This is a genomic window from Mesocryomonas fontinalis (assembly GCF_055730125.2).
Genome location: NZ_JBUZWG020000001.1, coordinates 263,526 through 285,315 on the forward strand (window position 1 = coordinate 263,526; position 21,790 = coordinate 285,315).

At 68.4% G+C, this 21,790-nt stretch carries 19 protein-coding genes; 8 read left to right on the forward strand and 11 right to left on the reverse strand.

Going from position 1 to position 21,790, the window contains the following annotated elements; translation table 11 throughout:
• Nucleotides 1-9: 9 nt before the first annotated feature.
• Nucleotides 10-867, reverse strand: coding sequence for a phosphate/phosphite/phosphonate ABC transporter substrate-binding protein (locus tag ACZL02_RS01230; RefSeq protein WP_472938377.1), 858 nt, complete (start codon nucleotides 865-867; stop codon nucleotides 10-12).
• A gap of 324 nt (nucleotides 868-1,191) precedes the next feature.
• Between ACZL02_RS01230 and ACZL02_RS01235 the strand changes: the two genes are divergently transcribed.
• A complete protein-coding gene (locus ACZL02_RS01235) occupies nucleotides 1,192-2,103 on the forward strand; it encodes a fatty acid desaturase (protein WP_472938378.1) in 912 nt (303 codons plus the stop codon).
• Nucleotides 2,104-2,157: 54 nt separating this feature from the next.
• Here ACZL02_RS01235 and ACZL02_RS01240 read toward each other — a convergent pair whose 3' ends face one another.
• Nucleotides 2,158-3,018 (reverse strand): helix-turn-helix domain-containing protein, encoded by an 861-nt coding sequence (locus ACZL02_RS01240; protein ID WP_472938379.1) that lies wholly within the window; start codon nucleotides 3,016-3,018, stop codon nucleotides 2,158-2,160.
• A 280-nt stretch (nucleotides 3,019-3,298) separates the two neighbouring features.
• On the opposite strand from ACZL02_RS01240, the gene ACZL02_RS01245 reads away from it, so the two are divergent.
• Nucleotides 3,299-4,852, forward strand: a complete 1,554-nt coding sequence (locus tag ACZL02_RS01245) for an HAL/PAL/TAL family ammonia-lyase (protein ID WP_472938380.1) — start codon at nucleotides 3,299-3,301, stop codon at nucleotides 4,850-4,852.
• Nucleotides 4,853-4,862: 10 nt separating this feature from the next.
• Here ACZL02_RS01245 and hutC read toward each other — a convergent pair whose 3' ends face one another.
• From hutC to ACZL02_RS01275, 6 genes are all read right to left on the reverse strand, one after another.
• Entirely contained in the window at nucleotides 4,863-5,618 is a 756-nt protein-coding gene (gene hutC, locus ACZL02_RS01250; RefSeq protein WP_472938381.1) for a histidine utilization transcriptional repressor HutC, read from the reverse strand.
• 71 nt (nucleotides 5,619-5,689) lie between these two features.
• Nucleotides 5,690-6,511: an amino acid ABC transporter ATP-binding protein gene (locus tag ACZL02_RS01255; protein ID WP_472938382.1), complete on the reverse strand. Its 822-nt coding sequence runs from the start codon at nucleotides 6,509-6,511 to the stop codon at nucleotides 5,690-5,692.
• The gene (locus ACZL02_RS01260) at nucleotides 6,508-7,176 is read right to left on the reverse strand and encodes an amino acid ABC transporter permease (RefSeq protein WP_472938383.1); all 669 of its coding nucleotides are present in this window, start codon (nucleotides 7,174-7,176) and stop codon (nucleotides 6,508-6,510) included. The genes ACZL02_RS01255 and ACZL02_RS01260 overlap by 4 nt, the downstream gene beginning before the upstream one ends.
• Nucleotides 7,173-7,814 carry an amino acid ABC transporter permease gene (locus ACZL02_RS01265; protein WP_472938384.1) on the reverse strand — a complete coding sequence of 214 codons (642 nt, stop codon included), beginning with the start codon at nucleotides 7,812-7,814 and terminating at the stop codon, nucleotides 7,173-7,175. The genes ACZL02_RS01260 and ACZL02_RS01265 overlap by 4 nt, the downstream gene beginning before the upstream one ends.
• A 75-nt stretch (nucleotides 7,815-7,889) precedes the next feature.
• Nucleotides 7,890-8,723 carry a transporter substrate-binding domain-containing protein gene (locus tag ACZL02_RS01270; RefSeq protein WP_472938385.1) on the reverse strand — a complete coding sequence of 278 codons (834 nt, stop codon included), beginning with the start codon at nucleotides 8,721-8,723 and terminating at the stop codon, nucleotides 7,890-7,892.
• Between the two features lie 355 nt (nucleotides 8,724-9,078).
• Nucleotides 9,079-10,440 carry a formimidoylglutamate deiminase gene (locus ACZL02_RS01275; protein WP_472938386.1) on the reverse strand — a complete coding sequence of 454 codons (1,362 nt, stop codon included), beginning with the start codon at nucleotides 10,438-10,440 and terminating at the stop codon, nucleotides 9,079-9,081.
• Between the two features lie 94 nt (nucleotides 10,441-10,534).
• Here ACZL02_RS01275 and hutI point away from each other — a divergent pair, with 94 nt between their 5' ends.
• From hutI to secD, 6 genes are all read left to right on the forward strand, one after another.
• The gene (gene hutI / locus ACZL02_RS01280) at nucleotides 10,535-11,761 is read left to right on the forward strand and encodes an imidazolonepropionase (protein ID WP_472938387.1); all 1,227 of its coding nucleotides are present in this window, start codon (nucleotides 10,535-10,537) and stop codon (nucleotides 11,759-11,761) included.
• Entirely contained in the window at nucleotides 11,758-13,311 is a 1,554-nt protein-coding gene (hutH, locus tag ACZL02_RS01285) for a histidine ammonia-lyase (RefSeq protein WP_472938388.1), read from the forward strand. The genes hutI and hutH overlap by 4 nt, the downstream gene beginning before the upstream one ends.
• A gap of 51 nt (nucleotides 13,312-13,362) precedes the next feature.
• Nucleotides 13,363-15,042, forward strand: coding sequence for a urocanate hydratase (hutU, locus tag ACZL02_RS01290; RefSeq protein ID WP_472938389.1), 1,680 nt, complete (start codon nucleotides 13,363-13,365; stop codon nucleotides 15,040-15,042).
• A 17-nt stretch (nucleotides 15,043-15,059) separates the two neighbouring features.
• On the forward strand, nucleotides 15,060-15,632 hold the full coding sequence (locus ACZL02_RS01295; protein WP_472938390.1) for a HutD/Ves family protein: 573 nt from the start codon (nucleotides 15,060-15,062) through the stop codon (nucleotides 15,630-15,632).
• Between the two features lie 159 nt (nucleotides 15,633-15,791).
• Nucleotides 15,792-16,307: a hypothetical protein gene (locus tag ACZL02_RS01300; protein WP_472938391.1), complete on the forward strand. Its 516-nt coding sequence runs from the start codon at nucleotides 15,792-15,794 to the stop codon at nucleotides 16,305-16,307.
• Nucleotides 16,308-16,398: 91 nt separating this feature from the next.
• Nucleotides 16,399-18,933: a protein translocase subunit SecD gene (gene secD / locus ACZL02_RS01305; protein ID WP_472938392.1), complete on the forward strand. Its 2,535-nt coding sequence runs from the start codon at nucleotides 16,399-16,401 to the stop codon at nucleotides 18,931-18,933.
• Between the two features lie 96 nt (nucleotides 18,934-19,029).
• Here the strand turns inward: secD and ACZL02_RS01310 are convergent, their stop codons facing one another.
• From ACZL02_RS01310 to ribB, 3 genes are all read right to left on the reverse strand, one after another.
• Nucleotides 19,030-19,461, reverse strand: coding sequence for a GNAT family N-acetyltransferase (locus ACZL02_RS01310; RefSeq protein WP_472938393.1), 432 nt, complete (start codon nucleotides 19,459-19,461; stop codon nucleotides 19,030-19,032).
• Nucleotides 19,462-19,466: 5 nt separating this feature from the next.
• Nucleotides 19,467-20,525, reverse strand: coding sequence for an NAD(P)-dependent alcohol dehydrogenase (locus ACZL02_RS01315; protein ID WP_472938394.1), 1,059 nt, complete (start codon nucleotides 20,523-20,525; stop codon nucleotides 19,467-19,469).
• An 88-nt stretch (nucleotides 20,526-20,613) separates the two neighbouring features.
• A complete protein-coding gene (ribB, locus tag ACZL02_RS01320; protein ID WP_472938395.1) occupies nucleotides 20,614-21,741 on the reverse strand; it encodes a 3,4-dihydroxy-2-butanone-4-phosphate synthase in 1,128 nt (375 codons plus the stop codon).
• Nucleotides 21,742-21,790 lie beyond the last annotated feature (49 nt).

Below are 21,790 nucleotides of genomic sequence, written 5' to 3' on the forward strand. Positions count from 1 at the left end.
TCGATTGATTCAGTCAGGCCGGTCATAGCCGGCAGCGCGGGCCTCGACATCCCAGGCAAGCGTCGGGGCAAAGGTCGCTTGGTCGACCGCGGCGAAACCGTCGAGGCAGAGCGGTAGCGCGAGTTCGGCGAACCAAGGCCGGGCCGAGGCCCCGACGAGGGCCGTGCGAAGGGCGGCGATGGCGGCCGGGTCGGTCCCCGCGGCGGCGACGAAGGCCGGCATCGGCGCGGTCGCGGTGGAGGCGATGACGCGGATGCCGTCGAGCAGCGCGGGGTCGGCGCGGCGGATGAGAAGGTGCCAGTAGGCGTCGAGCGGGCCGACATCGATCGTGCCGGCGAGCACGGCGTCGAGCACACCGCGCGGGGTGACGAGCGGGCCGACCGAGACTTTGTAGAGCGCCGGGCGCGCCGGCGTGCGGTAGGCGAGAAGGTGGTGGCGTACGGCGTTGAAGCCGGAATGCGAGTGCTCGACCGTCCAGCCGATGCGGCCGCCGAAGCTGTCCTCCAGCGTGCGGAAGGGGGCGTCGCGCCGGACGATCAGGTCGGTGCGGTAGACCGCGCGCCCGGCGGCCCAAGACGCCGAGGGTACGGGCGCGGCGATCGGCACCACCGGCGACAGGCCGAGGGCGATGGGGTAGCCGCACATCAGCGCGCAACCGAGATCGGGACGGGACCAGAGCACGTCCATCGGCGCCGGTGCCGGATAGGGCAGGTAGGCCAGCGGCACGCCCGCATCCTCGGCGACGTGGACGAGCAGCGCGCGCCAGGCGTCCTCGATGCCGGGCGATGACGCATACATCCGCGCATTGGCGACCGCGGTTGCCGGGTGAGAAGCGGATGCCGGGGCAGACGGGGCACTGACGGTCATCGAAGAGCTCCCGGTGCGGTCTGTTCCGCTGAACATGCCGCGCGTCCGGCAGGAACGGAAGAGCGGCAACCCGCCACCGCCCCCGTCTACGGCAAATCCGCCTCGATCTGCCTTGCGCGGTGCTGACGCGCCAGTGCGGGACCCGGTCTGAACATCCACGATTGATTACAAAGCCATACAAATTGATATTATTCCATCAGATAGATGGTTTACCGCTCTTAACGTATCGAGATGTCGCCGTATCATCGTTGCGTCCCCATGCCCCGCACTGCACCCTGACATTGACCTCACGGGAAAGTGTGACTCATGGATGGAACGATTCGAATGGGACGGGTAGCGGCGCGGCGCGGAGTGGAGTGGCCGACGGTAGCGTTGGCGGCCTTCATCTATGGCGGTTTCCTGGGACTAACCTTCTTCCACGCAAAAATGCCGCTCTTCGTCTTCGCGCCGCTGTGCGCCTGGCTGGTGGCCTGGCATTCCTCGCTGCAGCATGAGATCCTGCATGGCCATCCCACCCGGTCGCGGACCATCAACAAGATGCTGGCGGTGATCCCGCTCTCTCTGTGGATGCCCTACGAGACCTACCGGCTGGCGCATCTGCGCCATCACTGCGACGACCGGTTGACCGATCCGCTGGACGATCCGGAATCGCGCTACGTCACCGCCGAAGATTTTGCGACGCTCGGCCCATTCGGCCGCTATCTCCTGAAGCTGCAGAAGACGCTGCTCGGCCGGCTGGTGATCGGCCCGGTCTGGGCGGTCGGCCATTTCCTTGCCGACGAGGCGGTGAAGCTGCGCCAAGGCGACAAGGTCGCCGTGCGGGCCTGGGGCGAGCATCTCATCGGCGTCGCCGCGGTGGTGTTCTGGCTGGTCGCCGTCTGCGACCTCCCGCTCGGCACCTATCTCGGTCTCGTGATTTATCCCGCGATCTCGCTCCTCCTGATCCGGTCCTTCGCCGAGCACAAGGCCGCGGATGGCGTCGCCGAGCGCACGGCCATCGTCGAGAATTCCTGGATCCTCGGGCCGCTCTTCCTGTTCAACAACCTGCACGCGGTGCACCACGAGCGGCCGGCCATGCCCTGGTACGAGATCCCCGCCTGGTACCGGGCGAACCGCGACCGGCTGATCCGCGAAAACGGCGGCCACGTCTATGACGGCTACGCCGACGTCGCCCGCCGCTTCCTCCTCAGCGGGCATGACAGCGTCGTGCATCCGCGCGCAATCAGGGCGGCGTAGCCGAGGCAGCCGGCGTTGGAGGCAGCGTGTCAGCCCGCTCGCCTGCCGGAAGCGCTATTTCACCTCGCCGATCAGTTCGGTCAGGAAGGCGGTCATCTGGTGCGGTTGGACCACGGCCAGCCGGATCAGCTCGTCGAAGCGGCGGCCGAACAGGCGGACGTGATCGACCGAGTTGAGGACCAGGTAGCTGTTGCCGAGAAACAGGGCGACGCGCTTTGACCCGAACACCGTGAACGGGCTCGAATAGACCTCGCTCAGCGTGTAGCAGTAAATCCGAAGGCTCGGGTAGAACTCGGCATAGAGTGCGATCAGGTGCTCGAGCTGCGCCCGGCGCATCGCCCGCGGCAGGCCGTCCCACTTGCCCTGGCCGGTGGCGAGCGTCGCCAATGCCTGGACCGAGGTGCAGACCTCCAGCTCGCTGTCCGGCCGCCGCATCACCGACAGCCGCGCGTCCACCGCCTCCACCGCATTGTCGGGCGTGCCGAAACTCCTGCTGCGGTATTCGTAGCGCAGCACGTCCTCGGTCTTCAGGAAGTCCGGAAAGGTCTCCGGAACCGTGCGGATGCGCAGGCCCTCGGCCTCGCGCAGCCAGAGCACGAACTGCTCGTCGATCGGCCCGCGGGTGTGCGGCTCGATCTGCAACATGGCCTCGATGATCTCGGCGCCCACCTCCTCGCGCTGGGTGAGGCCGAGCAGCCAGTCGACCGAGATGCGGCAGGTCGAGGCGATGGCGATCAGCGTGTCGGCCCGCGGCAGGCGCGGGCTGTCGGCGGTGAGAAGCTGCGATAGCGTCGAGCGGTCGACGCCGGTGAAGCGCGAGAAGGCGGCCTGGTTCAGTCCGGAGCGGGCGATGACCTGCTGCAGCCGCTGGCGGAAGAGATCGGACGTCGCCGGCTTGTCGGCCGCTGAGATCATGGTTCTATTCCGCAACAGATGTTCGTTTGATCAGCATAGCAAGGGCGTGCGAGACGGGACAGGGCGCCGCCTTTCGCAGAGCGTTCCTGGCCTGATCTGCCAAGGCCGAGCGTGCGCAAGTTGCGGGGTCCTGCCGACTGGTCGTATGCCTGCCGGCAGCGCGGCAATGACCGACAGAACTCGGCGGTCGTTCGCCGGATCGGCCGTAGCAGGCTCGCCGTGCTGCGAGGACCGCCGGGCAAGGCTGGCGACGCGGGAACAGCCGACAGGGAGCAGCGGCATGAGCATTTTCACCATCGGCGGCGGACCGGTCGACCTCACATGGCTGGCACGGGCCTCCGCGCCGGGGGCGCGGCTGGCGCTCGATCCGGCGGCGCGGGCGCGGGTGGCGGCGGCGCGGGCGATCGTCGACCGCTATGCCGAAGGCGACGAGCCGATCTACGGCCTCAACACCGGCCTTGGAGGCAATCTCGGCTTCCGCCTGTCGCGCGAGGAGGTCGACGCCTTTCAGGTCCAGGTGGTGCGCGGCCGCTGCATCGGCATGGGCGAGCCTTTCGGTGAAGCCGTCTCGCGGGGCATGTTCCTCTGCCGCATCATCGGGCTGACGACCGGGGGCGCTGGCATTTCGCCGGCAGTGCTCGATGCGGTGATGGCGATGTACGATGTCGGGCTGACGCCGGTGATCCCCGGCCGCGGCTCGATCGGCGGCGGCGATCTCGGCCTCTGCGCCCACATGGCCGCGGCGGTGATCGGCCTCGGCGAATTCTGGGTCGGCGGCGTCCGCACCCCCGCGGCCGAGGCGCTGGCGGCTGCCGGACTCGCGCCGGCCGTGCTCGGGCCGAAGGATGGGCTCGGCCTCCTCAACAGCAGCGCACCGGCTGCCGCCTACGGCGCGGCCGTGCTGCGCGACCTTGCCGACCTCGTGCTCCTCTCCAGCGTGACCGCCGGCCTGTCCTTCGAAGGCTATGCCGGCAATCCCGCGATCTTCGACGCCCGCCTCGCCGCCGCCCGGCCGGCAGCCGGGCAGGCGCGGGCGGCCGCCGTGTTCCGGGCGATCCTCGCCGGCAGCGCGCTCGGCGAGCCGGGTGCCGCGCGCAAGATCCAGGACGCGCTGAGCTTTCGCGTTTTATCGCAGATCACCGGGCCGATGCTGGCGAGCCTCAAGGCGGCGGTCATCGCCGTCGAAACCGAGATCAACGGTGCGCCGGACAACCCGCTGGTGCTGGTGGAGGACGGGCTCATTCTCTCATCCGGCAATTTTCACACGCCGTCGATTGCGCTGGCCTTCGATACGGCGGCGATCGCGGTGACGCATCTGGCGACCGCCAGTTTCTACCGCACGACCAAGCTGATGAACCCCGCGCTGTCGGGCCTGCCGAAATACCTGTCGCCGGTCGGTGGGGCGTCGAACGGGCTGAACTCGCTGCAGAAGACGGCGGCCGCCCTGCACGCCGAGATCCGCCTGAAGGCGATGCCCGCCAGCCTCGACGCGCTGCCGGTGTCGGAAGGGGTCGAGGATCACGCGCCGCACACCCACCTCGCCATCCGCAAGCTGGAAGAGCAGCTGGCCCTGTTCCATCTGCTGATGGCGATCGAGGCCCTGACGGCGGCACAGGCCGTCGACCTCCGCGGTCTGCCGCAACTGGCGCCGGCGACGCAGGCGCTGTTCGCGGCGATCCGCGGCGTAGTGCCGGTGATGACGGAGGACCGCGAGCCCGGACGGGATGCCGAGGCAGTCGCCGCCGTGCTGAGCGAGCCGGCGCTGCTGGTCGCGCTCTGTGCCGCGATCCGGCCGGGCGCCGGTGGCGCGCTGGCGGTGCTCGCTGGCGGCTGACGCGGCCGGTTCAGGCCTGCGAGGGCGCGAAACGGGCGAGCACCTCGTGGCCGTCGCCAGGATAGGTCAGGCGGACGAAGGTGACGGGCCGGTCGGTGCGCCAGGTGCGGCGCTCGATCGACAGGCACGGCGTGCCGACGGCAATGCCGAGCGCCTCGGCAGCCGCCTTGTCGGCCCCGATGGCACGGATCTTGTGCTCGGCCATCGTCCACGGGACCTCCGCGACCAGCCAGGCGCCGGGTGAAAGCGTGGTGAAATCGGCTGCGGCTGCGTCCGGCACGACGTCGAGATTGATCAGGCGGTCCTCGACGCAGAACGGCTGGTCGGCGGCAAAGTGGCGGCAGACGATATCGAGCATCTCCGCCGGCGCCCGCAATTCCAGCCGGGACGCATCGAGCCGGGTGCTGGCGCGGCGGTCCGCGCGGGTGATCTCGAAGCGATAGGGAAGGCCCAGCGCCTCGACCTCCTTGCCGATGTCGATGATCTCCAGCACGGCGGAGTAGGACTGCGGCCGGCGCACGAAGCTGCCGGCCTTGCGCCGCCGCTCGATCAGCCCGGCGGCGGCAAGCTGGGTCATCACCTTGTTGACGGTCATCCGCGAGCAGCCGTAGTGGACGGCAAGGTCCTGCTCGAACGGGATCTGCCGTCCTGGCGGCCATTCGGCCGAGAGGATCCGGCCCTCGATATCGGCGAGGATGCGCTGGTGCAGCGATTCCGGCTTCGCCTTGTCGGCGGTGGCCTCGGCGGTAACCTCGGCGGCGGTCATGTTGGTGCTGCGGCGTCCATGGCGCGATCCTCCGTCGGCGCGTTCCTGTGGGGGCGTGCCCTCGACCTCCCTCACAGGAGCGTCGCGGCGCCCCTGTCCAGATAGGTTTCGAGGAACTGCTGGAGACGGGGATGCTGCGGCTTGGAGAACACGTCCTGCGGCGTGCCGTTGAGCAGGAGCTTGCCGTGGTCGAGGAAGGCGATGCGTTGCCCGACCGAGGCGGCGAAACCGATCTCGTGGGTGACGACGACCATGGTCATTCCGTCGGCGGCGAGCGCGCGCATGACGTTCAGCACCTCGCCGGTGAGCTCGGGGTCGAGCGAGGAGGTCGGCTCGTCGAACAGGAGGATGCGCGGCTGCAGCGTCAGGGCGCGGGCGATGGCGACGCGCTGCTGCTGGCCGCCGGAGAGCTGCGAGGGCAGATGGTGGGCGCGGTTCTCGAGGCCGACCTTCTTCAGCTGTTCCATGCCGCGCTCCTCGGCGTCCTTGCGGTACATCTTCTGCACCGTCACCAGCGCCTCGCAGACATTGCCGAGTGCGGTCATGTGCGGCCAGAGATTGAACTGCTGGAACACCATGCCGATCTGCGAGCGCACCGAGCGCACGTTGTGCGCCGGAAGCTTCACCCGCTTGCCGCCCGGTCCTTCCGAAAACCCAAGTGGCTGGCCATGCACGGTGATGAAGCCGGACGTCGCCTCCTCGAGAAAGGCGATGCAGCGCAGAAGCGTGCTCTTGCCGGAGCCGGAGGGACCGATCAGGCAGGTCGTCGCGCCCTCGGCGATCTCGAGGTCGATGCCGTGCAGTACCTCGGTCGCGCCATAGCGCTTGCTGAGGTTGGCGACGGAGACGGCGGGAACGGCCGGGGTGCCGGAGGCGGAAGGGGCGGAGATCATGAGTGCGCGAACCTGAATTTGGACAGTCGGCCTTCCGCCAGCCGGCCGAGGGCGCCGGTGATCTCGACCAGGGCCCAGTAGAAGAGGGCGAGCAGGAACAGCGCCTCGACGAAGGCATATTGCTGCGAACCGATGGCGGAGATCACCATGGTCATCTCCGGAACGGTGATGATCGAGAGGACCGCGGTCTCCTTGATCAGGATGATGGCAAGGTTCACCAGCTGCGGCAGGACGAGCACCGTCATCTCCGGCACCAGGATGCGGCGGAGGATCTGCATCTGGCTGAGGCCGACGCATTCGGCCGCCTCGACATGGCCCTTCGGCACCGCCTTGAAACCGGCCCGGAAGATCTCGCTGAAATAGGCGGCCCCGTAGACGGTCAGGCCGAGCAGTCCGCAAGGGATCGGGTCGAGCGAGATGCCGATGAAGGGCCCGCCGAAATAGAGCAGGAACAGCTGCACCAGGAAGGGCGTGCCGCGGAACACGTCGACATAGGCCTTCAGCAGCCAGTCGAGCGGTCGCGGTCCGAAACGGCGCAGTGCCGCCACGACGAAGCCGAGCACCAGACCGAGAAAGGTGGAGACGAGCCAGAGGCCGATGGTCACCGAGAGACCGGCGAGGATCGCCGGCATCTCCTGGCCGATCAGGGCGACGTCGAGGGTCATGCGCGCTCCGTCCGCAGGCGGCGTTCGAGAGCCAAGCCGCCCGAGGAGACCACCCAGTTGATCAGGAAGTAGAAGGCGCCGGCGACCGCGTAATAGAGCAGCGGCTTGTAGGTGCTGGCGGAGAGGTTCTGCGCCATGCGGGTCAGCTCGATCACGCCGACCACCGAGATCAGCGAGGACGCCTTGAGGATCAGGATCGCCTCGTTGACGAGCGCGGGCAGCGTCAGGCGGATGGCGATCGGCGCACGGATGCGGCGCAGCTGCTGCGCCGGCGACAGGCCGACCATCTCGGCCGCCTCGAGCAGGCCCCTCGGCACGCTGTTGAAGCCGCCGCGCAGGTTTTCGGCCTGGTAGGCGGCGGTGCAGAGCGACATGCCGACGATCGCCGCGACGACGCTCGGCACGGAAAGGCCCAGCGTCGGCAGAAGATTGTAGATCAGCAGCAGCTGCACCAGCATCGGCACGCCGCGGAAGAAGCTGATGAAGACGGTCGCGGGCACGCTCAGCCAGCGGCTGGCGGAAAGCTTGGCCGCGCAGACACCGATGCCGATCACCAGGCCGATGGCGATCGAGACAAAGCTGATGACGACGGTGTAGCCGGCGGCCCAGAGCATCAGCTCGAACAGTTTTGGGGGCATGCGCCTACGACCCTCTCGCTCGGTCGGTCGGAAAAAGGGCCGCGCGGGAAAGCCCGCGCGGCCCTGCAGTGGTGATCAGAGGGCGGGGGTCGGCACTTCGTTCGGCGTATCAAACGCGGTCCCGAACCACTTCTCCTGAGCGGTCTTCATCCGGCCGTCGGCCTTGATCTTGACCAGCGCGGCCTGGACGGCGTCGAGCAGGGCGGCGTCCTCGGGCTTCTTGGTGCCGATGAAGCCGAAATAGGTCTTGGTGCCGAAGGAAGGCAGCACGACCTCGAACGTGTCGGGCTTCTGCGAGGCGACGTAGGCGATGTTCGGCAGCGAGTTGGCGACGGCGGCGATGCGGCCGGTGGCGAGATCGGCATAGGCCTCGTTGAAGCCGACATATTCACGCGTCTCGACGCCGCCCGGCAAGGTGGCGCCGAAGGTCTTGACCTGCTCGAGCTGCGAGGTCGCCTTGCCGGCGCCGACCAGCTTGCCGGCGATGTCTTCCGGCTTCATCACGGCCGTGTTGCCCTTCTGCTTCAGCAGCGCGACGGTCGCCTCGGCGATAGGCGACAGGAAGCGGAAGGTCTCCGAGCGCTTCTTGGTAATGGTGGCGGGGCCAGCGACCATGTCGAACTGGCCGGCCTCGAGCGCCGGGAAGACGCCATCCCACGGCAGCTCGACCCATTCGATCTTGACGCCGAGTTCCTTGCCGATCTCCTCGAACAGGTCGACGTTGAGGCCGGCATGCTCGCCCGCCTCGTCGATGAAGTCGAACGGCGCGAAGGCGGTCTCGGTGCCGACCTTCATCACGCCGGCGGCCTTGACCCGCACCAGCGCATCCTCGGCCTGTGCCGAGACCGCCGGCAGGGACAAGGCCAGCGACAGGCCGAGCACGGCTTTCATCAGGAAGCGTTTGTTCATGGCGGTCTCCGGTGGAGTGCAAGGGCCGGGGAGGCGGCCAGGTGAGCGGGAGGCCAGAAAACTGGCGGATTAAGCCTAGACATAACAAGCGGGGACGAATGGCGATGTCAATCATTGAGCAGATGGAAAAACGCGAAAAATTTCATCAGCGGGTTGAGCGTTCGGCCGCAGAACCTCGTCGACGATCCTCGGGTTTTCAATTCCGTCATCCTCGCGCATTTGCCCGTGGCCCATGGCTCTGCTCTCGTGGCTTGGTTCAGCGAAGTTTGACGCAGCGGCAGGGATCCCCGGGGCTGAAGCCCCGAGGATGACGAAACCCAATGCGGCACTTGATGACCTTCGAGGTTCGCTCCGATCAGTGCCGCGCCTGGAGTGCCACGATGGTCGCCCTGAAGCGGCGGTAGATGGTGTCGCGGTGACGGTGGCGGCCGCCTTCGACCTGCAGGCAGCCGGCCACCCAGACGCTTTCGATCGCCGGTCGCGAGGCGGCGAAGATCCAGGCGTCGAGGATCTGGTCGCCCGTCTTGCCGAGGAGGGCAGGGTGGTTCGCGTCCAGCGTCACGAAGTCGGCCGCTGCGCCTGTCGCGAGGCCGGCCGCGCCGCCGCCGAGCGCCGCAGCGCCACCGGAGAGCGCCGCATCGAACAGCGCCCGGCCGGTGGAGCCGCCCGGCGCGGCAAGGACGTTGCGGCTGCGCTGTTCCAGCCGGAGCGAGTATTCGAGCTGGCGCAGCTCGTCGGGGACGCCGATCAAGACGTTCGAATCCGAGCCGACACCGTACCGCCCGCCAGCGGCAAGAAAATCGCCGGCGCGAAAAATGCCGTCGCCGAGATTGGCCTCGGTGACCGGGCAGAGGCCGGCGACGGCACCGCTCTCGCCCATGCCGCGGGCCTCGACCTCCGTCATGTGGGTCGCGTGGATCAGGCACCAGCGGCGGTCGATGTCGGCGTGGGCGAGCAGCCATTCTACCGGACGCTGGCCGGACCAGGCGAGGCAATCCTCGACTTCCTTCACCTGCTCGGCGACGTGGATATGGAAGGGATCGTCTGGGCGGAGGCGACTGATGTCGGCGAGTTCTTCGGGCGTGACGGCACGCAGGCTGTGCGCGGCGACGCCGAGAACGGCGGTCGGCAGGGGTTTCAGCGCAGCGGAGCAGCCGTCCAGCAGGCGGGAGAAGCCGTCGAGATTGTTGACGAAGCGGCGCTGGCCCTCGTTCGGCGCGGCGCCGCCGAAGCCGGAATGCGCGTAGAAGACCGGCAGCAGTGTCAGGCCGATGCCGGTGGCGGAGGCGGCCGCGGCGATCGAGGCGGCCATCTCGGCGATGTCGGTGTAAGCGCGGCCGTCGGTGTCGTGGTGGAGATAGTGGAACTCGCCGACGCGGGCGAAGCCGGCCTCCAGCATCTCGACGTAGAGCTGGGCTGCTACGGCCTCCACGTCGTCCGGCGTCATCGACAGTACGAAGCGGTACATGGTCTCGCGCCAGCTCCAGAAGCTGTCGACGCCCGGGCCGCGGCTTTCGGCAAGGCCGGCCATGCCGCGCTGGAAGGCGTGGCTGTGGAGGTTCGGCATGGCCGGCACGAGAATGGCATGGCGCGCATCGCCCGCCCCCGGCCGCGCCCCGGCGGTGACCGCGGCGATGCGGCCTTCCGCGATCTCAAGCCGCACATCGGCTTTCCAGCCGTCCGGGAGGAGGGCATGCTCTGCGTGGATCGTCGTCATCGAAGGGTCCTTTCCCGCGGCGTCTCGTCTTGCGCGCCGGCATAATATGTCTATACATGATCGCAAGCGAGATATTTTTAAGCGAGTGTTCCCCATGCCGAACGATCAGGCACACGGTTCTTCCCGTCGCCGCGTCTGGCGCAATGCGCGGCTGGCGACGATGGTGGGGCATGGCCTCGGCCTCGTCGAGGACGGCGTGCTGGCGATCGAGGGCGAGCGCATCCTTTACGCTGGCCCCGCGGCGGTGCTGCCGGCGGAAACGGCCGACGGCGCCGAGGTCGTCGATGCCGAGGGGCGCTGGATCACGCCGGGCCTGATCGACTGCCACACCCACCTCGTCTACGCCGGCGACCGCGCGCGCGAGTTCGAGCAGCGGCTCGCCGGCGCAAGCTACGAGGAAGTGGCGCGCGCCGGCGGCGGCATCGTCTCCTCGGTGAAAGCGGTGCGCGCGGCGTCCGAGGACGAGATCGTCCGGCAGTCGCTGCGGCGGCTCGATGCGCTGCTGGCAGAAGGCGTCACCACCGCCGAAGTGAAGTCCGGCTATGGCCTCGACCTTGCGAACGAGCAGAAGCTGCTGCGCGCGGCACGCCAGCTGGGGCAGGAGCGGCCGATCGACATCCGCACCACCTTCCTCGGCGCGCACGCGTTGCCACCCGAGGCCGAAGGCGACAAGGCAGCTTATATCGATGCCGTCTGCGCCATGCTCCCGGCGATCGCGGCCGAGGGCCTTGCCGATGCCGTCGACGGTTTCTGCGAGGGCATCGCGTTTTCCCCGTCGGAGATGGAGAAGGTCTTCACCGCCGCGACGGCGCTCGGCCTGCCGGTCAAGCTGCATGCCGACCAGCTTTCCAACCTCCACGGCGCGGCGCTCGCCGCCCGCTTCAAGGCACTGTCGGCCGATCACCTCGAATATACCGACGGCGCGGGAGCGCTCGCGATGGCCGCGGCCGGCACCGTCGCGGTGCTGCTGCCGGGCGCCTACTATTTCATCCGCGAGACCAAGCTGCCGCCGCTCGACCTGTTCCGCCAGCATGGCGTTGCGATCGCGCTGGCGACGGACAGCAATCCCGGCACCTCGCCGCTGACCTCGCTGCTGCTGACGATGAACCTTGGCGCCACGCTGTTCCGCATGACCGTCGAGGAATGCCTCGCCGGCGTCACCCGCGAGGCCGCGAAGGCGCTGGGGCTGCAGCACGAGACCGGCACGCTGGAGGCCGGCAAGCGCGCCGACTTCTGCCTGTGGGACATCGAGCGGCCGGCCGAACTCGTCTACCGCATGGGCTTCAACCCGCTTCATCAACGCATCTGGAGAGGCCAGTGACCACACCCGTATCGACGCCCGGGCTCGTCCTGACGCCCGGTTCAGCAACCCTCGACGACTGGCGGGCGATCTACCGCGGCGTCGTGCCGCGGCTCGATCCCGCTTGCCTGCCGGGCGTCGAGGCCTCGGCCGCCGCGGTGGCGCGGATCCTTGCCCGCGGCGAGCCGGTCTACGGCATCAATACGGGCTTCGGGAAGCTCGCGAGCGTGCGCATCGGCGACGACGAGTTGGAGACCCTCCAGCGCAACATCGTCCTGTCGCACGCCGCGGGCGTCGGCGCGCCGATGCCGGTGCCGATCGCCCGGCTGATGATGGCGCTGAAGCTGGCAAGCCTTGCGCAGGGCGCCTCGGGCGTCCAGCCGGCGACGATCGCGCTGCTAGAGGCGCTGCTGGTGAAGGGCCTGACGCCGGTCGTGCCGTGCAAGGGCTCGGTCGGCGCCTCCGGCGACCTCGCGCCGCTGTCGCACATGACGGCGGCGATGATCGGCGTCGGCGCGTTCATCGTCGGCGGCGTCGAGGTGGAGGCAATGCAGGCGCTGGCCGATGCCGGCCTGTCGCCGCTGGTGCTCGGCGCCAAGGAGGGCCTTGCGCTCCTCAACGGCACGCAGTTCTCGACCGCCAATGCGTTGGCCGGCCTGTTCGAGGCAGAGCGCCTGTTCCGCTCGGCGCTCGTCACCGGGGCGCTGTCGACCGATGCCGCGCGCGGCTCCGACACGCCGTTCGACCCGCGCATCCACGCTTTGCGCGGCCACCGCGGACAGATCGAGACGGCGGCGACGCTGCGCGCCCTAATGGACGGCTCGGCGATCCGCGCCGCGCACCGCACCGACGATCCGCGGGTGCAGGATCCCTATTGCCTGCGCTGCCAGCCGCAGGTGATGGGCGCGGCGCTCGACGTTCTCCGGCAAGCAGCAAAGACGCTGGAGATCGAGGCGAATGGTGTCTCCGACAACCCGCTGATCTTCGCCGACACCGACGAGGCGCTGTCGGGCGGTAATTTCCATGCCGAGCCGGTGGCCTTTGCCGCCGACATGATCGCCCTCGCGATCTGCGAGATCGGTTCGATCGCCGAGCGCCGCATCGCCATGCTGGTCGACCCCGCGCTGTCCGGTCTCCCGGCCTTCCTGACGCCGAAGCCCGGCCTCAACTCGGGCTTCATGATCCCGCAGGTCACCGCCGCGGCGCTGGTCTCGGAGAACAAGCAGCAGGCCTATCCCGCCAGCGTCGACTCGATCCCGACCTCCGCCAACCAGGAGGACCATGTTTCGATGGCCGCGCACGGCGCACGGCGGCTGCCGGGCATGGCAGAGAACGCGTTTGGCGTCATCGCCATCGAGTTGCTGGCGGCTGCGCAAGGCTGCGACCTCGGCGGCACGCTGACGTCGAGCGCTCCGCTCGAAGCGGTGCGCGCGCTGATCCGGGCGCTTGTGCCGCGGCTCGACGACGACCGGCATTTCCACCCGGACATCGCGGCGGCGCTGGCGCTCGTGCAGAGCGGCGCGCTGGCCGATGCCGTGGCGCCGATGGCGCTGCCCTCCGTCGAGCCCTGAGCCACAAACGCCTTCGCACCATCCCACCCGTCCGACGCCGAGGATCGCCTGATGACCCGCATCGACAACACCCGCACCATCCGCGCCGACCACGGCAGCACGCTCACCGCCAAGAGCTGGCTGACCGAAGCGCCACTGCGCATGCTGATGAACAATCTCGATCCCGACGTCGCCGAGAACCCGCAGGAGCTCGTCGTCTACGGTGGCATCGGCCGGGCGGCGCGGACCTGGGATGATTTCGACAAGATCGTCGCGGCGCTCCGCCTGCTGGAGTCCGACGAGACGCTGCTCGTACAGTCGGGCAAGCCGGTCGGCGTGTTCCGTACACATGCGGATGCACCGCGGGTGCTCATCGCCAACTCCAACCTCGTGCCGCATTGGGCCACCTGGGATCATTTCAACGAGCTGGATCAGAAGGGGCTGGCCATGTACGGCCAGATGACCGCCGGCTCATGGATCTACATCGGCACGCAAGGCATCGTGCAAGGCACCTACGAGACCTTCGTCGAAGCCGGCCGCCAGCACTATGGCGGCAGCCTGAAGGGAAAATGGATCCTGACCGGTGGCCTCGGCGGTATGGGCGGCGCCCAGCCGCTTGCCGCCGTCATGGCCGGCGCCTGCTGCCTTGCGGTCGAGTGCGACGAGACCCGCATCGATTTCCGTTTGCGCACCCGCTACGTCGACGCGAAGGCCCAGACGCTCGACGAGGCGCTGGCGATGATCGACCAGTGGACCAAGGCCGGCGAGGCAAAATCGGTCGGTCTCGTCGGCAATGCGGCCGAGGTCTTCCCGGAACTGGTTGAGCGGATGAAGGCCGGCGGGGCGCGCCCCGACATTGTCACCGACCAGACCTCGGCGCACGATCCGCGCAACGGCTACCTGCCGGTCGGCTGGACGGTCGAGCAGGCGAAGGCGGCGCGCGAGAGCGATCCGAAGTCGGTGGAGGTGGCCGCCCGCGCCTCGATGCGCCAGCATGTCGAGGCGATGGTCGCCTTCTGGGACGCCGGAGTGCCGACGCTCGACTACGGCAACAACATCCGCCAGGTCGCCAAGGACGAGGGGCTCGAGAACGCCTTCGCCTTTCCGGGCTTCGTGCCGGCCTATATCCGCCCGCTGTTCTGCCGCGGCATCGGTCCTTTCCGCTGGGCGGCTCTTTCCGGCGATCCGGAGGACATCTACAAGACCGACGCCAAGGTGAAGGAGCTGCTGCCGGATAACGCGCATCTGCACCGCTGGCTCGACATGGCACGCGAGCGCATCGCCTTCCAGGGCCTGCCGGCGCGAATCTGCTGGGTCGGCCTCGGCGATCGCCACAAGCTCGGTCTCGCCTTCAACGAGATGGTTCGGACCGGCGAGTTGAAGGCGCCGGTGGTGATCGGCCGCGACCACCTGGATTCCGGCTCTGTCGCCTCGCCGAACCGCGAGACCGAGGCGATGAAGGACGGCTCGGATGCCGTTTCCGACTGGCCGCTGCTGAACGCCCTCCTCAACACCGCGTCGGGGGCCACCTGGGTGTCGCTGCACCATGGCGGCGGCGTCGGCATGGGTTTCTCGCAGCATTCGGGCATGGTCATCGTCGCCGATGGCACCGACGACGCGGCGCGCCGGCTGGAGCGGGTTTTGTGGAACGACCCGGCGACCGGCGTGATGCGCCATGCCGACGCCGGCTACGAGACCGCGCTCGACTGCGCCCGCGAGATGCAGCTGAACCTGCCGGGCATTCTCGGCTGACCGGGGAGGGCGCGCGGATGCGGCATCTGAGCGCCGGCGGGCATCGCGTGATGCCGTGGAAGAACGGCCTCGGCTCGACCACCGAGATCGCCGTCTATCCGCCGGGCGCCGGCATCGAGGATTTCGGCTGGCGGGTGAGCATGGCCCGCGTCGCCGCCGACGGTCCTTTCTCCGCCTTCCCCGGCATCGACCGGACGCTGAGCATCCTGGAGGGCGAAGGCCTGACGCTCTTCGTCGGCGACGCGCCCGGCCGGCGGCTGACGCAAAACTCCGCGCCCTTCGCCTTCCCCGCCGACGTGCCGACCTCGGCGGACCTCCTCGACGGGCCGATCACCGATCTCAACGTGATGACCCGGCGCGGCGTCTTCCGGCACGGCGTCGAGCGGCTGGTGGTGGACGGCGAGCGGGTGGTTACTGCTAGCGCGGGGGCCACCTTGATGTATTGCCACTCCGGAAGCGTGCTGGTGTCCGGCACCTCCGGCACGGCAGAGCTGGCAACTTGTGATGTGTTGCTGGTCGAGGCGGGAGAGTGGAGACTGACGGGACGGGCCAGCCTTTTCATGATCGCGCTGACGCCGGCCACCGCCTGATCTCCCCCCTTGAGGGGGAGATGCCGGCAGGCAGAGGGGGGCGCCAAAGAGCGCGACCGCAAAACATCAGCGGGTTCGTGCAGGGGATGGAGAGCTAGCGGCAGCTCGCCCCCCTCTGTCCTACCGGACATCTCCCCCTCAAGGGGGGAGATCGGCAGCTTGGACGCCGCGCGCGCTCTTCAGAAAGCCCGCCGTGATCGTGACGTGCAAAGCGGCTTAACCTTTGCTATAGCCCGGAAAACCCGATCAACCGGCGAGATGCCGTCAGGACCGATGCCCCCATTCGCCGCTCTCAGGGAACTTCGAAGGGGTCGCGCTGCGCGCGGCACCGGTTCGCTGTGGTTGCTGGCCTTGCTGCTGCTGATGCAATGGAGCGTGCCGGGGCTGGCGCAATCGATCGAGCAGCGTGCCGGGCAAGGGGAGACCTTCGGTGGGTTTGCGGCCCAGCCGCTGGCGAAGCTGCGCGATGCCGGCAAGCTGGCGGGCACGGAACTTCGGGCCAAGGACGGCAAGCAGCAAACCGCGCCGGCCGGTGGGGATCCGGCTTTCGTTGCCGCCGCTGGCGCTTCGCTCTGTGCCTTGGCCTCCGCGACAGTACCGGCTGCCGCCGAGCAGATCGCGCCTGGCCGCATCGCGCGCCTCGCCTTCGAGGCCCGGGCACCGCCCGCCGCCTGATCGCTCCTGCCGCCCGAGGCGGCGACGTCACACTCTGCTTTTCTCCGCCATGCCGCCAAAGCCGGCAGGCGTTTCATGTCTGGACCCTCCCATGCGCACATCCCGCTGGGTGCTCGCGATCTACGCGATCATCATCTTTATCGGCGTCCTCGCGGCGATGCCCAACCTCTTCTCGAAGGAGCAGCTTGCGTCCTTCCCGAGCTGGCTGCCGAAGCACGGCGTCAATCTCGGCCTCGACCTGTCCGGCGGCTCGCACCTCGTGCTCGAGGTGGACGCCGCGGGCCTCAAGGCCGACCGCCTGCGCGCCATGCAGGACAGCGTCCGCTCGGCGCTGCGCGACGCCAAGATCCCCATCCGTTCGGTGCGCAACGACGGCAGTGCGGTCATTGCGACGCTGGTGAATGCCGACGACGTCGAGAAGGCGCGGCCGCTGATCACGGCGCTGTCGACGCCGCTGTCGAGCGGTTCCTTCGGCGGCAGCAATTCCGACATCGCGGTCACCAACACGGCCGACCAGTTCCGTGTCGAGCTGACCCAGGCCGGCCTTGCCGACAAGACCAACCTCGCGATCCAGCAGAGCCTCGAGATCGTCCGCCAGCGCATCGACCAGGTCGGCGTCTCCGAGCCGACGATCCAGCGGGTCGGTTCCGACCGCATCCTCGTCCAGCTGCCGGGCGTCCAGGATCCGGCGCGGCTGCGCGAACTGCTCGGCTCGACCGCGCAGATGAGCTTCCACATGCTGGCCGACGAGGGCAACCAGAACGCCCCCGGCGTCACCATGCTGCCCGACCAGGACGGCAGCCGCAGCTATCCGATCGAGGACCGCGTCGCGCTGTCCGGCGAGCGGCTGACCGATGCGCGTCCGGGCTTCAACCAGCAGTCCAACGAGCCGATCGTCTCGTTCACCTTCGACAGTGCCGGCGCGCGCCAGTTCGCCGACATCACCCGCGCCAATGTCGGCCGGCCCTTCGCCATCGTGCTCGACGGCAAGGTGCTGAGCGCACCCGTCATCCGCGAGCCGATCACCGGTGGCCAGGGCCAGATCAGCGGCAACTTCACCGTCGAGCAGTCGACGGTGCTGTCGGCGCTGCTGCGCGCCGGCGCGCTGCCGGCGCCGCTGACGGTGATCGAGGAGCGCACCGTCGGTGCCGATCTCGGCGCCGACGCCATCCAGCGCGGCGTGCTCTCCGGGCTGGTCGGCTTCGGCCTCGTCTTCATGTTCATGTTCGTGCTCTACGGCCGCTGGGGCCTCCTCGCCAACCTTGCGCTGGCGCTGAACGTCATCCTGACCTTCGGGGCGCTCAGCATCCTCGGCGCGACGCTGACGCTGCCGGGCATTGCCGGCATCGTGCTCGGCATCGGCCTCGCGGTTGACGCCAACGTCCTCATCAACGAACGCATTCGCGAGGAGAACCGCAAGGGGCTCAGCGTCTATGCGGCGATGGATGCGGGCTTCAATAAGGCCTACTCGACCATCGTCGACAGCAACGTCACCGCGCTGATCGCCACGGCCCTTCTGTTCTACTTCGGTTCGGGCCCGGTGCGCGGCTTTGCCGTGACCATGTTCCTCGGCATCGCGATCTCGATGTTCACCGCCGTCGCCATCGTGCGCGTCGTCATGGTGCTGATCGTCCGCCGCTGGAAGCTGAAGGCGATCCGCATCGAACCGCTGTTCGGCATCAAGCTGATCCCGGAAGGCACCAAGATCCGCTTCATGCGCGGCCGCTTCATCGGCATCGGCGTCTCGGTGCTGCTGTCGATCGCCTCGATCATCCTGTTCTTCACGCCAGGCCTCAACTACGGCGTCGACTTCAAGGGCGGCATCCAGATGGAGGTCCGCACGCAAGGGCCGACGGACATGGCCAAGCTGCGCTCGGGGCTCGAAGGCCTCGGTCTCGGCGAGATCGGCCTGCAGCAGTTCGGCGAGGCCAACACCGTGCTGCTGCGCGCCGAGCGCCAGCCCGGCGAGGAAGAGGCGCAGAACGAGGCGGTCGCCAAGATCCGCACCGAGGTGGTGAAGATCGACAGCACGGCGACGATCGAGCGCACCGAAGTGGTGGGCCCGAAGGTCTCGGGCGAACTGGCGCGGGCCGGCTGGATCTCCAGCATCCTCGCCAGTCTCGCGATGATGTTCTACATCTGGTATCGGTTCGAGTGGCCGTTCGCGGTCGGCGCCATCGCGACGCTGATCCTTGACGTGACGAAGACCATCGGCTTCTTCGCGCTGACCGGCATCGACTTCAACCTCACCGCCATCGCCGCGCTGCTGACGCTGATCGGCTACTCCGTCAACGACAAGGTGGTCGTCTACGACCGCATGCGCGAGAACATGCGGCTCTACAAGGCGATGCCGATGCGCGACATGATCGACAAGTCGATCAATGAGACGCTGGCGCGTTCGATCTACACCTCCATCACCGCCTTCCTCGCCATGCTGCCGCTGGCGATCTGGGGCGGCAGTGCGGTCGAGAGCTTTGCCGTGCCGATGGTGTTCGGCATCGCGGTCGCCGCGCTTTCCTCGGTGTTCATCGCCGCGCCGATCCTGCTCTTCCTCGGCGACTGGCGCACCAAGCACCGCAAGGCGCATCCGGTGACGACGGCCGGAACGCCGGCCGCCAGCGCTTAAGCGCCTGGCAACCACGGACATGAAAAAGGCCCGCCTGGTGTGAACCAGGCGGGCCTTTTTCATTTCAGGACGAGCCGGTAAGGCGCGTCGGCGATCTCAGTAGGTCTTCATCGCCCGGTGCGGCAGGCCGCCGTCGAGGAACTCGGCGCCGTAGGCGGTGAAGCCGAATTTCTCGTAGAGGGCGATCTTGTCGGCCTGGGCATCGAGGTGGAAGCGGGTGATGCCGGCGGCGCGGCGCTCGCTCATGGCGGCCGAGATCAACAGCCGGGCGACGCCGCGGCCACGCCAGCCCGAATGGACGACGATCCGCCCGAGTTTCGTGTGCTCCGGCGCCGCGATGACCCGCAGCGTGCCGACGACCTCGCCGGCCCTGACGGCGACCCAGTGGGCGGCCGTCAGGTCGTGGGTGTCGAACTCCTCTTCCTCGGGGATCTCCTGCTCGCCGACGAACACCGCCCGGCGGAGGGCGAAGCCGAGATTGCAGAGGCTGCTGAACACCGGGACGGGGAGGACGACGACGCCGGCCATCCCGGCTACTTCCCGGGCAGGCCCATGGTGATCTGCATCTTCACCTCGCCTGCCGGCGCGCTGGCGGCCAGCTCGAAGGCTTCGACGCTGTCCTCGAAGGCGAAGGTGCGGGTGATCAGCGGGGCGACGTCGATGGTGCCGGAGGCGAGCATGGCGACGCAGCGCGGGAAGACGTGGGCGTAGCGGAAGACGTGCTCGACCCGCGCTTCCTTCAGCATGGCCGCCGCCACGTCGTAGGCTGCCGGCTTCAGCGGAATGCCGACGAAGACCACGACGCCGCCAGGGCAGAGCGCCTCGAAGATGCCGGCGATGGCGCGCTCGTTGCCGGAGCACTCGTAGATCGCATCCGCCCCCCAGCCTTCCGTCGCGGCCTTGACCGCTTCGGCGAGGTTTTCGCGCGTAACGTTGACGGTGGAGACGGCGCCAAGGCCGCGGGCGATCTCGAGCTTGGTGTCGTCGACGTCGGAGACGATGACGTGGGCCGCGCCGCCGGCGAGTGCGGCCAGCACGGTGACGAGGCCGATCGGGCCGGCGCCGATGACGACGGCGATATGGCCGGGCGCGGCGCGCGCCTTGGTGACGGCGTGGACGCCGACGGCAAGCGGCTCGACCATCGCCGCCGCTGCGAAGGAGACGCTGTCCGGCAGCTTGAAGGTGAAGGCCTCGGGATGGACGACGCTCGAGCGTAGCACGCCGTGCACCGGCGGCGTCGCCCAGAACTCCACCGCCGGGTCGAGGTTGTAGAGGCCGAGACGCGTCGCTTTCGACGTCGGGTTCGGAATGCCCGGCTCCATGCAGACGCGGTCGCCGACCTTCAGGCTGGTCACCGCGGCGCCGACCTCGCTGACCACCCCGGACGCCTCATGGCCGAGGATCATCGGCTCACGCACCACGAAGGAGCCGATGGCGCCATGGGTGTAGTAGTGGACGTCCGAGCCGCAGATGCCGACGGTGTGGATGGCGATCCGCACGTCTTCCGGGCCGAGCGGCTGGTCGATGGGGAAGTCGCGCAGCGAGAGCTTGTGCTGCTCTTCGAGGACGAGGGCGCGGGTATCTGCGGTCATGAGGCCGTTCCTTTGCTGTGTCCCGCGCATCGCAGCGCGGGTCGATGACGCGGCCGGTCTCCTCCCAGCCGAAATGCTGCTCGCCGGATCAGTCCTCGACGAGGATGGTGCCGGCGACCTCGATGCCGAAGCCGGTGAGGCCGACATAGGAGCGCTCCTGCGTCGCCAGCACCGAGATCGAGCGGACGTCGAGATCGCGCAGGATCTGCGCACCCATCCCGACCTCACGCCAGCGCTGCAGGCGTGTCCGGGCGCTGGCGTGCCGCTCGCCGTCGGTGGGCGCCTCGACATCGTCGGCAGCCCCGATGGTGGAGGCCTCGAAGTCGTCGACATTGGGCTGGCGCAGCAGCATCAGGACGCCCTTGCCATGGGATCTGATGGTCTCGACGGCGACTTCGACCCAGTTGCGCGTGGTATCGCCCCGACCGAACAGGTCGAGGATCGGCTGCTCGCGGTGGATCCGCGTCGGCACCTTCTCGTGGCCGCGGACATCGCCGAAGACGGCGACGACATGCTGCATGGCGTCGAACGGCGTCTCGTAGATCCGCACCTTTCCTTCCATGCCGCCGATCGTCATCGTCTCCTCGCCGACGCAGGTGACGAAGGATTCGCGCCGGATCCGGTAGGAGATGAGGTCCTCGATCGAGATGATCTTGAGGCCGTGCTCGCGGGCGAAGGGGATGAGCTCGCCGAGCCGCTTCACGGTGCCGTCGTCGTTGACCACCTCGGCCAGCACGCCCACCGGGTCGAGCCCGGCGAGCTCGGCGAGATCGCAGCCGGCCTCGGTATGGCCGGAGCGGGTGAGGACGCCGCCGGCGCGGGCGATCAGCGGGAAGATATGCCCGGGGCGCAGGAAGTCGCCGCCGCTGCAATTGCTGTTGGCCAGCGCCCGCACGGTGTTGGTGCGCTCTTCCGCCGAGATGCCGGTGGTCATGCCGATCTTGTAGTCGACCGAAACGGTGAAGGCGGTGCGCATCGGGTCGAGGTTGTTGGCGACCATCGGCGGCAGGTTGAGCGCATCCGCCCGCGCCGAGGTCATCGGCACGCAGATGATGCCGCTGGTATGGCGCACCATGAAGGCCATCTTCTCGGGCGTCGCCTTGGCGGCGGCCATGATCAGGTCGCCCTCGTTCTCGCGGTCGGTATCGTCGACCACCACGACCAGTTCGCCGGCGGCGATCGCGGCGATCGCGTCTTCGATGCTGTCGAGTTCCATTGCCTTCACTCCTGCTGCCATGCCCGCCTTTGGCCTAGCTCGTAAGCTT